Origin of the sequence: Methanobacterium formicicum (assembly GCF_029848115.1) — an archaeon.
GTDB classification, from domain to species: Archaea; Methanobacteriota; Methanobacteria; order Methanobacteriales; family Methanobacteriaceae; genus Methanobacterium; species Methanobacterium formicicum.
Genome location: NZ_JARVXG010000009.1, coordinates 1 through 11,030, shown reverse-complemented (window position 1 = coordinate 11,030; position 11,030 = coordinate 1). Strand labels below are relative to the sequence as shown.

The 11,030-nt window shown below is 39.9% G+C and carries 11 protein-coding genes; 5 read left to right on the top strand and 6 right to left on the bottom strand.

Annotated features, from left to right (window positions below):
- Positions 1–88 precede the first annotated feature (88 nt).
- From QC759_RS00290 to QC759_RS00280, 3 genes are all read right to left on the bottom strand, one after another.
- Positions 89–1,003 carry a hypothetical protein gene (locus QC759_RS00290; protein WP_276698281.1) on the bottom strand — a complete coding sequence of 305 codons (915 nt, stop codon included), beginning with the start codon at positions 1,001–1,003 and terminating at the stop codon, positions 89–91.
- A 408-nt stretch (positions 1,004–1,411) separates the two neighbouring features.
- The gene (locus QC759_RS00285) at positions 1,412–2,095 is read right to left on the bottom strand and encodes an L-2-amino-thiazoline-4-carboxylic acid hydrolase (RefSeq protein ID WP_052400034.1); all 684 of its coding nucleotides are present in this window, start codon (positions 2,093–2,095) and stop codon (positions 1,412–1,414) included.
- A gap of 87 nt (positions 2,096–2,182) precedes the next feature.
- Positions 2,183–2,632, bottom strand: coding sequence for an SRPBCC family protein (locus tag QC759_RS00280; protein ID WP_048073084.1), 450 nt, complete (start codon positions 2,630–2,632; stop codon positions 2,183–2,185).
- A gap of 255 nt (positions 2,633–2,887) precedes the next feature.
- Between QC759_RS00280 and QC759_RS00275 the strand changes: the two genes are divergently transcribed.
- Both QC759_RS00275 and QC759_RS00270 read left to right on the top strand, forming a co-directional pair.
- The gene (locus QC759_RS00275; protein WP_048073085.1) at positions 2,888–3,913 is read left to right on the top strand and encodes a CPBP family intramembrane glutamic endopeptidase; all 1,026 of its coding nucleotides are present in this window, start codon (positions 2,888–2,890) and stop codon (positions 3,911–3,913) included.
- Positions 3,914–3,966: 53 nt separating this feature from the next.
- Complete coding sequence (locus tag QC759_RS00270; protein WP_052400033.1) at positions 3,967–5,037, top strand: winged helix DNA-binding domain-containing protein; 1,071 nt, start codon at positions 3,967–3,969, stop codon at positions 5,035–5,037.
- Positions 5,038–5,177: 140 nt separating this feature from the next.
- On the opposite strand, the gene mtrA is transcribed toward QC759_RS00270, so the two are convergent.
- Positions 5,178–5,723 carry a tetrahydromethanopterin S-methyltransferase subunit A gene (gene mtrA / locus QC759_RS00265; RefSeq protein WP_048073086.1) on the bottom strand — a complete coding sequence of 182 codons (546 nt, stop codon included), beginning with the start codon at positions 5,721–5,723 and terminating at the stop codon, positions 5,178–5,180.
- 301 nt (positions 5,724–6,024) lie between these two features.
- On the opposite strand from mtrA, the gene QC759_RS00260 reads away from it, so the two are divergent.
- Positions 6,025–6,678 carry a TetR/AcrR family transcriptional regulator gene (locus QC759_RS00260; RefSeq protein WP_048073087.1) on the top strand — a complete coding sequence of 218 codons (654 nt, stop codon included), beginning with the start codon at positions 6,025–6,027 and terminating at the stop codon, positions 6,676–6,678.
- 4 nt (positions 6,679–6,682) lie between these two features.
- Here QC759_RS00260 and QC759_RS00255 read toward each other — a convergent pair whose 3' ends face one another.
- Positions 6,683–7,699 carry an FAD-dependent monooxygenase gene (locus QC759_RS00255; RefSeq protein ID WP_048073088.1) on the bottom strand — a complete coding sequence of 339 codons (1,017 nt, stop codon included), beginning with the start codon at positions 7,697–7,699 and terminating at the stop codon, positions 6,683–6,685.
- 754 nt (positions 7,700–8,453) lie between these two features.
- Between QC759_RS00255 and QC759_RS00250 the strand changes: the two genes are divergently transcribed.
- Together QC759_RS00250 and QC759_RS00245 are read left to right on the top strand one after the other, a co-directional pair.
- Positions 8,454–9,836, top strand: coding sequence for an MATE family efflux transporter (locus tag QC759_RS00250; RefSeq protein ID WP_048073089.1), 1,383 nt, complete (start codon positions 8,454–8,456; stop codon positions 9,834–9,836).
- A 109-nt stretch (positions 9,837–9,945) separates the two neighbouring features.
- Entirely contained in the window at positions 9,946–10,302 is a 357-nt protein-coding gene (locus QC759_RS00245) for a VOC family protein (RefSeq protein ID WP_048073090.1), read from the top strand.
- 33 nt (positions 10,303–10,335) lie between these two features.
- Here QC759_RS00245 and QC759_RS00240 read toward each other — a convergent pair whose 3' ends face one another.
- Positions 10,336–10,944 (bottom strand): DJ-1/PfpI family protein, encoded by a 609-nt coding sequence (locus QC759_RS00240; RefSeq protein ID WP_048073091.1) that lies wholly within the window; start codon positions 10,942–10,944, stop codon positions 10,336–10,338.
- Between the last annotated feature and the right edge of the window lie 86 nt (positions 10,945–11,030).

Genomic DNA, 11,030 nt, shown 5'->3' with positions numbered 1-11,030 from the left:
ATGAAAAAACTAAGACCCTAAATATTTTTCATGGCATATAAAACAAAAATCTCAGTTTTCGATCTGGTTGATTCAGGGTATTATATAGTCAGGCACGGTCCAGTTCAACCTCAACATCTAGTTTCGAGTCAAGGTCATCGATGTAAATACCTAAGGTAGTGAAAACATCCCATACTTCGTATAGTGCAGCCTGTATTAGTTCAAATTCTAATCTTCTTTCATTATTTTCAGATCTTATACGATTCAATAACCCTTTATCAGCATATTCTGCGAATATCTTTATATTCCCTTCCAGTTCACCCTTGTTAAAGAACACCAGGACATTAACCCATTGCACTTTGGGATGTGACAAAGCAGAGGTTGTGATTCTATCTGTTAATTTTTTTTCTATCTTTTCAACATCCTCATCATAAACCGACTGGTCAAAGCGGTGTAAAATCTCTTCAACATCATCATTAACATCTTTTAAATTATACTTGGCCAGTAAAGCCGACCTATCCAGTTTTAATTCTTCAGATATTTCTTCTTCCCATTCTATCTTTTCAGCTTTTAATTCCCTATCTCCCCGTCCAAATTCCTTGAGATTATCATTTACAATTAATTCTTCATTACTCTCGGGGAGATCTTTATTTTCCAAGTAATTTGTGGAGGGGTCTGCTTTTTGGGGTTTTCTTTGTTGGTATTTTTTCAGAAGTAGTTCCTTTTCTTGTTGTTCTTGTTGTTGTGCTTTTTTTATTAGGGCTTGTTTTTCTTGGTCAATGATTGGGGTTTGTTGATTGCCATGTTTTTGTCGCTCTCTGTATTTTTTCAGGAGTTGTTCTTTTTCTTGTTGTTCTTGTTGTTGTGCTTTTTTTATTAGGGCTTGTTTTTCTTGGTCAATGATTGGGTTTTGTGGGTTGCCTTGTTTCTGTCGTTCTCTGTATTTTTTTCGAATTCGTTCTATTTCCTCTTTCTCTTCCTCCATAGCCTCTCTGCGCAGAACCTCTACTTCTACAGTGTTCATTTATATTTCCTCTTCGGATCCCCAGTGATTTATAACGGATTGAAAAATTCTACTTGTAACTTCAAGATCTATCTTAAAAAAACTATTAAAGATATGGCACTATTATGGTTTAAAACATCTATAAACCTTTTGATTTCCTTTAAAAACGTTTATTAATCTTTATCATGAATAATAGGGGCTTCTAACAAAATTGTTCTCCTACTCCTTTTTAAGAAAGTGGTAAATTTGTAAGAGTCCTGTTAAATGGAAAAATACGTAATTTTAGGGTTGTAGTTAAAAAATAGGTGCAATTATGCCAAAAATTAACTATATGGCTAGAAAAAATTATTTCAGGTAAATAGTACCAATTACCAGGCAATGGTAGATTTTGGGAGGAGATCTGAATAGTGAATTTACGGGTTTCAATATTTACCCCTTTTTAATCACCGTACTCGCAACTTCAGTTTCCCTTCCACCTTTGTAACGGAAATCACACAGATCACTGCCTTCGGCCAGGGTTTGAGTACGATGCAGGCCTAGATTCCCGCATTCACTCATGGGAATGTCCATGGCACACAGGTAAGGGGTGAATTCATCGGCATCGTGGTCATGGAATAACTTCTGTATTCCACACTCCACAAAATCCAGTCCATAATCATTCTCCCCCTCTGGGGGGATGAATTTGTAGGCCCAGTCACCAGGATATTTCCTCTTCAGGGACTCTTTAGCCGCCATTTCAATGTAAAAAACGTACTTAGGATGGGTCATAGGGGGAATTAAATCTGCATTATCCCTTAAATATTGTTCAGATTCCTGGTAAGCTATCTCCCCAATTTCTTCCACTGGCTTATCATGCCTTTTCAGGACCTGATACAGGGCCAGGTCCTGGGCTGCAGAAACAAGGTCCATGGTTAAGAAATTATCATCCCCACCAATGTAGGGTATTTCATCAAAAATAAGTTCAAATCCTCTCTTAATTTCACCCATAACATCATTTTTAAATTTTTTCCCGTATTTTTCTTCTATCAAGGCCCCCACACGTTCACAGAAGCCATCAAACTGGGTGAAAAACTCGGATTTCTGGGATGTATAGTAATCTTTTGTCTTGACCATTTACATTACTCCGTAACTCCAATATCTTGGAGGTTAAATTTTTTCTTCACCAAGGGATAATTGGAGTTTTTATTAAAAGTCAGAGATCTACTCCTGGTTATGGACGCGTTCTGCTTCTATTTTAAGGTGCTCCAAGCCGGAATTCAGGGATTCTTCCAGCATCTTTTGAAATTTCCCGTGCATGGCACGGCTTAGGAGACCTTCCCAGGATTCCTCCTCTACTACACGGGTTTTACCCTCTACATCCTCTATTTTGAAAACATCAATGGCATTGATGCCCATGGTCTTCCCGGTCCAGGCTATACGGTGTGGTGGTTCTATATTCTGTAGAACCGATGAAATTTTCCCCGGACCAGCTTTCCACTGGAAATGTGTTCCTGGTTCTAATTTACCATGAAGTATAACTTCTTTTACATCAGGATTCCAACTGGGCCAGGCTTCAATATCAGTTAAAATATCCCAAACTGTACGGGGATCGGCATCAATTTCAATTTCCACTTTAGCCAGAACAGGAGCTTGTTCATTGACACTAACCATTTTTTATCACCTATTTAATATATTTGAATTCCAAAATATTAAAAACTATGTAAAATAAAAATCCTTGGTTAGCAGCGTCTAAATAGGCTTAAAAATTCTTTAAGCGCAAATATGTATTAATTAAAGCATTTACATGAGTAACAGGGGAATTCAAATGGTTGATGTACAGTTTTAAAGGTACGGTAAATCGATAATTTTATAATTAAAAATAGAGTAAGTAATAACTAAGTAAATATTATTCTTAGGAGGGGTTATGTGGGTTCTATCCAGGAATTAATTAAAAATAACCAGTTAAAATCTTATTTTACACTAACTTTCGTAGTTACATGGGTATTCTTTGTTTTACCTCTTTTATTCTCCATAACTGATCCCATAATTGCTGTCCTGGTGTCTGCTATTGGTGGTTCTGGTCCTGCTTTAGTGGCAATAGTCCTTTCTGGTGCTATTAAACCCAAAAAACTAGAAGTTCAGAACCTTAAAAGATGGGCAATTTTTATAATATTACTGGTATTAATCAGTTTTCTGGTTGTTTTATACTTAGGAATCTCTTTAAACACGATTTCTATTACCGTACTAATTTTAATAATTGTTAATGCAGTTATAGCTGCTTATATAATTACTGGGGGATTAGCTGCTCATGAAGGGATACGAGAGCTTCTGAGCAAACTGTATATCTGGAAGGTGGGTTTAAAATGGTATATTGTTGCCTTATTAATATTCCCGGTTATAACCTACCTTTCGCTTATCTTCGGTGTTTTCACTACTGGTTCTCCCATTAGTGAAATATTACCCCAAATTTCAATTAGTGCTATTTACGGAGCTATTCTCTCTTTCTTTTACATTACTTTGATTCGAGGCCCTTTAAGGGAGGAGATAGGTTGGAGAGGCTTTGCCCTTCCACGATTACAGAATCTTTACTCCCCTCTGGTGGCAACGTTAATTTTAGCTGTAATCTGGACAGTCTGGTATTTGCCACTTTATTACAATGGTATGTATCCCGGTGGATTTGATGCATTCCTAACCCGATTCACCTGGAATATTGGACTTACCTTCCTCTTTACCTGGATTTATAATCATACCCGGGGCAGCCTACTTCTAGTCACCTTATTCCATGGTTCGATTAACACGGCAGGTACCCTGATTATCACTCCTGTGGGCATATCTGGACCATATTCGCTAGCTTATATTGTTTTAATTAATATTGCAGCAATTGTGGTCATCATAGCCGATAAAATGTGGCGAAAACTACCTGAAGACCATGAAGCAGTATATAAGTATTGATCCTGCAATCAAAGCGGATGTTTAAGCGGTATTAAATCAGGGGGGCTCTGCTATTGACTAACCTGAACTCAAACATTGCAATGACCAGACTTCATAATCAACAACTCATTAGTACCAAGTTCAAGAAGCCCCTTGAGTTAATTTCATGGTTAGGAGCTATCCAGGGTCAGGACTATGCTGGTGCTAAATGGGCGTTGGGCCTTCGTTTACCAGGAATTACCGATACTTATGTAGAGAATGAGTTTGCTGCTAAAACTCTTCTACGGACATGGCTCATGCGGGGGACTCTCCAGATAGTTTCTGCCGATGATATTCACTGGATGCTCAATTTACTGGCACCCCGTATTATTAAAAAGAACACACGCCGATACAGGGAACTGGAACTGGATGATGATACTTTAAAACAAAGTAATCAGGTGTTAAAAGAATCACTGGAAGGAGGTACTGAACTTAACCGGAAGGAATTACTGGATATTCTCAGAAAAAAGGGTATTGGCACAGAAGGGCAACGAGCAGCTTATATCCTGCAGAGAGCTTCCCTTGATGGGCTGATATGTCAGTGTGGAGTGGATAATAATGTTCCCCTCTATATGTCCCTGGATATGATCCCGGAATCTGACATGGATGATGATGAAGCACTGGCCGAGCTCACCCGGCGTTATTTCAAAAGCCGTGGACCGGCAACTCTCCATGACTTCATATGGTGGTCTGGACTCCTGACAGCTGATGCTCGAACAGGATTAGAGGCAGTTAAGTTAGAACTCAAGCAGGAAACCATCAATGGGAAAACTTACTGGTATTCTGAAGAAGAAAATTTGTTAACACTTAGCGAAGATTCTGGGCCAAACTTACCCGTGGTCCATCTTTTACCCACCTATGATGAGTATCTCTTTGCCTACCGTGATCGGAGTGCTTCATTGGACCTTAAAATGCGCAAATACCTTCAGGGACATTACCGATCAACCATCTCTTTAGATGGTCAGATCGTAGGCACCTGGAGGCGTACCTTCAAAAAGAGCCGAGTTTTGATGGAATATCATCCCTTCATAACACTTAATCGGGATGAAAAACATGCTCTGGATGAAGCGGAACTGTTATACAGGAAATTCATGAATAAAAAATAAGCTGGTACTGTTTTTGCTAAAACTATATTCTGTCAATAGATCAATTGTACCTGGAGATTCGTGAACAAATACGGATAAAATTCACGAATCTCAGGATAGAATGGACCCTATAAATGTTAGGATGGAATTTAACCTATGTTTTAAGTGTTTTCAGTAGAGTGGGTGCTTTTTAACTCTTCTTTTGGTAGTTTTATTACCAGTGATTCCTCTTCAAAGGCACCGGAATCCTGGGCCAGACATTCTTTGATCTGGGCCTGGATCTGGTGGGGGTCTTCCACATCTACCAGGTCAATTACCTCTACCTGGTCCCGGAATCTCTGGATGGCTTCCTCATTCAGGTTCTCCACGTAGGGTATGGCTCCGGTGGCGCCGTTTATTCTTTTCTTTTCCGGGTCGGCACCATTTTCATAGAGTGCCTTTATACTCTGGCCGGTGATATGTCCCTGGACTTCGGCACCGCACACCACTAAAAATCTGATGTTTGGATTGGAAACCACGTTGGCTATGACCTTTTCAATTCCCAGGTTTTCGGTGTGTAAAGGCCCGGAAATACTTGCCCCGGCATCTACCGGCGTATTTTCCATATGGGAGCCTAGGGTTACCACGGCCACTGCGCTTTCCACATCGCCGGTGGTGTAGTCGCCCACCACCGGGGGCCATTCTTCTACTGATTTTTTTTCCACCATGATTTTACCTCCAGATTTTTTAACTCAAATTTAAATTTTAACTATCAGTTAATGTTTAACTTGTAGTTAATACAATATATATTTTGCCCTTTCACTCCACCTAATAAAACGGGATATTCCGGCTTGATTTTGGATATAAAATCCAAAAAACTCTTAAAATCAGGAATTATTTAATGGAAAATATAATAGATTGGTTGGCCCAATTTTTAAATATCCCGCAGGGACAATCACTCCATCTTTAACCAAGATTTAAAAAGATTCACATCCAACAGTATAGTAGAGATCAATGGGTGAACTTACCATGTCTAACATTTCCCGAAGAGAACGAGAAAAGCAGAAAAGGCGACAGGAAATAATAGATGCTGCAGAGAAGGTTTTCTTTACCAAGGGATATGACAAAGTTACCATGGATGAGATAGCCCAAAAAGCAGAGGTTAACAAAGCACTCCTCTATTATTATTTTAAAAATAAGGAAACCTTATTCTTCGCAGTAAATCTTCAGGGGGTACGAATTCTCCATGAGATATACGTGCGATGTTTTAATATTGACACTGATGGTTATGGTAAGGTAAAAGCCATGTTACAGGGATTGTTTGATTTTTCAAGGGAGTATCCGGAATACTTCCGCATATATTGCTACTCCGGGACCGAAAGATTTCAGATGAGTGATAATGAGGATGCCCAGGAGATCGTGGATCTGAGCACGGGAATGTGGCGTATCATGGTTGAAGCCATACTGGAAGGCATTGCCGATGGAACCATTAGAAAAGATTTAGATCCAGTTGAAATGTCAATATACTTAAACATAATGGCCACCAATGCATTAAACCTTGATTTTAGTTTTCAGATGGTGCTGGAAGCCCGTGGAATATCCCGGGAAAAGTACTGGGAAGATCTGTTGAGTTTCCTCAACCCGGCCCTCACCCAGAGGTCTGCTTGGGGCCCAGAAAAATGACACATTAATCCAGAAAACACCTGAATCTAGTAGAAATCCCACCAAGAAACTTCCACTGCCTAATCATATAAGCTATATCTTTTTCCATACTCTTTTTATACGTATTCAACATATCCTTGGGATTATCACTGGATTTAATTGCATGAGCTGCCAGATATCCACTAGCCAGTGCACTGGATATTCCCTCACCCAGGGGATTCAGGAGATTGGCGGTATCCCCTGCAAAAAACACCCTACCCTTTCCCAGATCTACCTGAAATTCTGGTGTTATGTGGTGTATAATACCCACTTCTTCCTTAACAATAGAATCTATCCTGGCATTGTGGTTTGTTTTTAGAAAAGAAAGGAACCGGGAGTGATAAGTTTTCATAAGGGATGGGTCCTGAACACCCACTCCCATAATGATATATTCATCCTTGACATTGAACCAGGCATCGTACTGGGAAAGCTCGGGATTTAAAAAAGCATGGAAAAAATCAGCTTCTAGGTCAACATTACCCCTGCAAAATGTTTGATAAGTGATTATGGGGTTTGTATTATTTGAGGTAACCATATTATTCTTTTTAATCGTGCTTCTGGCCCCGTCACAGGCTATGACCACCTGGGCCTCCTCTTCCCAGTCTTTAAAGTTGACAGTCACTCTATCTTCTTTCTCACGGCAAGAGATTGCTCGGGCAGTTCTAAGTTCAACGCCCGCTTCTTCAGCTTTAAGGGCTAAATAATGATCGAATAGGTTTCTCCAGATATTGTAACCTTCACTTTCAAATCGGAAGGTCTTTCCATCTTCATTGGTAAGTATAATCCCCCGGTTAATCTGAGGATGTGAAAAAGTCATTTCCGGTATCTTGCCGAACTCAGCTTCCACCATCTGAACTGATTTCTGTATTAAAATACCAGAACAGGACTTTTCCCGGGGTAAATCCATCTTGTCCACTAATAAAACATCATAACCGGCATCAGCACTTTTTTTAGCAGCCATACAACCAGCAGGTCCAGCGCCTATCACCAAAACATCGTACATTTTTTTGATCTCCGCAATGATGTTACCTTGAATACTGCATAAATACTTTCCAAATATAATAGTAGTATCATGTAAATTAAAGAATAACTTCAGATTCACATTTTTTTAGAAGGAATTATAAAAAATAATTAAACATATTCCCGTCCTGTAGACCAGTAAATCTCCTGCCTGATCGAGGCTGATCAACAAATTTTTTTTGGGGTGGTATAATTAAGGGCAGGTAGATGCCGGGTCTACATGGTCGGGTATGGATACTGCTTATATCCCACCTCCTTTCACTTGTTAGTCATAATAACTCCTGGATCAGATAAATGATTTTTCCAAATTGACACCCAGATCACACCCGAATTTGGCCGGAAATCACCCTAAATTCCGATTAAACGTCCAAATAAAATATTTCTATTTTCAGAACTAGGTCGTAATTTGAAGTTACCGGAAAATAATGGATATCCTATTGAAGATATTTAAAAAAATGGTCCAATTAAACAATAATTAAACAAATTCATGGAATAATTCCAGAAAAATACAGTTTTACCCTTATTTTATCCAGGAACCACAAAGATATATATACCCATCAACAATGTAATAACGTTGAATCTAATTTTACCATTCTTGTCTTGCCCAGTTCATGGTAACTCTGTTTATCTAAAAACAGCTACCCCTTAATCAGAGTTATCCAGTTTAAATGAGTATTAGGGTTTTAATGAAAAAAAACCTCATAGTCGAATGTTTTTAGATTTTTGTGGAGAAAAAGATGAATTCTGAAATTGAAAATTCAAAAGGTGTGGACCAGCGTATCTCCATGGTTACTGGAGAACCTAAAAAGGCAATCAGGGTACTGGCCATCCCCATGATCATTTCCATGTTTTTGATAATGGCTTACAACCTGGCAGACAGCATATGGGTGGCCGGCCTGGGACCAAATGCTCTAGCAGCATTAGGTTTCATCAACCCTCTATTCATGATAGTGATAGGTTTAGGTAACGGTTTGGGGGCGGGTGCAACATCATTAATCGCTCGATGTATAGGAGCTAAGAATAAAGAAGGTGCAGATAACGCGGCCATGCATTCATTAATACTAACAATTGTAGTATCAGCTGTAATAACAGTTATATTGCTGTTATTTTTAAAAGAAATCCTACTCTTGATGGGTGCCGGTGTCACCATAGATCTAGCTATGGAATACGGTCAGATAGTGTTTGCGGGTCTTATTTTCTTCATATTCTCCAACGTGGCCTCGGGTATTCTCCGGGCAGAGGGGGATGTGAATCGGCCCATGTACGCTATAGCTGCCACCACAGTCCTGAACATCATCCTGGACCCTATATTCATCTACTACTTTGGATGGGGGGTGAGTGGAGCGGCGTGGGCCACCATTTTATCCAGTAGCCTCTCCTGTGTGGTCCTGTTCTACTGGTTACTGTTAAAAAGAGACACCTACGTGTCTTTCTCCAGAGAAGACTTCAAAGCAAGTTGGAATGTGATTAAAAACATTCTTATGGTTGCTTTACCTGCCAGCATTGAATCTCTGGTCATGTCTATCCTAGGAGTGATCTTAAACCTTATGCTGGTTGTAACTGGGGGAGCAGAAGCCGTGGCAGTCTACACTGCGGGCTGGAGAGTGGTAATGATGGCCATGATACCACCGATCGGAATCGGAACGGCGGCCATCACTGTTGGCGGAGCGGCATACGGTGCCCGGAATTATAAAAACCTTTCCACGGCTTTGAGCTATTCTGCCAAGTTAGGAGTGGGAATAGCAGTGGTAACTGGCTTATTATCCTACGTATTTGCCGGAAATATAGCCACCATATTCACCTACTCTCCGGAAAGCGCTTTCATGGCACCATCCATAGCTGCCTTCCTGCAAGTGATGTTCCTCTTTTACCTCACTGTTCCCCTGGGAATCACTGCCAGTTCCATCTTCCAGGGAATGGGCAAAGGATTCACCTCCCTGATACTCACGGTATTAAGGGAAGTGGTATTTGTGGCATTCTTCTCTTACCTATTCGCCTTCACCCTGGGATTCGGATCCCCTGGTGTCTGGTGGGGAATAGTAGTCGGTGGCGGATTAGGGTGTGTTGTGGCCTACATATGGGCTACTATCTACGTAAGACGCCTTAAAAGAAATTATTAAATCATTTTTTAATAATTCTTTATTTTTTTAGAATCTCAAGATCAGAATAGAGAGATCAGTTTTTAAGGGAGAGGATCACAATAGTAGTAAAAAAATATGGTGAATGGGTATGAAAGTACTGAAAACACTTTCCCGGGTTTATGTAGAAGATTTAGAGGAACACCTGGATTTTTATGAGAAACTCCTGGGAATGAAGGTGGAAATGAGGATTCCCATGCCGGAAGTGGGGTTGGAACTAGCACAGATTGACGATATCCTGATCATTGCCGGTTTGGAACAGGCCTTAAAACCTTTTAAGAGGACACAAGCCACATTTCTGGTGGATTCTGTGGAGGACTACCATTCTTTCCTGGAAGAAAACGGATCAAGAATTATTCGAGGCCCTCAAAAAGTCCCCACCGGAGTTAACATGACAGTTCAACATCCGGATGGTTCTATTTTTGAATACGTCCAGCATATACAGTAATATCACGGAAGGTCAGACTGCTCTTTAATTCAATTATTTAACACTGGAGTAAATTTTAGAAAAAGGATCCCAAGTGGAATCTTCCTTCCACTCATACTCAATTTCAATGCTCTGCTTTTTAGCCACATTATAACCCAACTGGTCAGCAACAAATCCCAGTGCCATATCCATACCGGCACTGACTCCAGAACTGGTATATATATTTCCATCCTGAACCCAGCGAGCTTCCCGAACCCAGTTAACCTCTGGAAAATTATTGGTCCACACAAATACCCTTTTATTAGTGGTTGCTTTCTTGCCATTTAACAGATCAGTTCTGGCCAGGAGTATGGAGCCGGTGCAAATGGTTAGGATGTATTTGGCATTAAGGGCCAGCTGTTTAAGATGATCCAGAAAAACTTCATCTTTTACTAATTTTCTGGTTCCCATTCCACCGGGAATCATTAGAATATAATCCGTAAAATCTAAAGATGATAAGGATTCTGTCAGAACTGGCACTCTCTGGCTGCTTTTAACAATACCTCCATCAATAGAATGAAAATGGAGTTTAAACTCATTTTCTAGTCTTCCCAGGATTTCGACTGGTCCGAAAACATCCAGAGTTTCAAATCCATCGAACAGTACAGTTATTACTTCGTGCATTTTATCTCCTTTCAGGGTTATGGTGATGGCCACTAATATGAATAAATATAAGATTTAATAATATTTTTAGGGTCTTAGATTTTTCT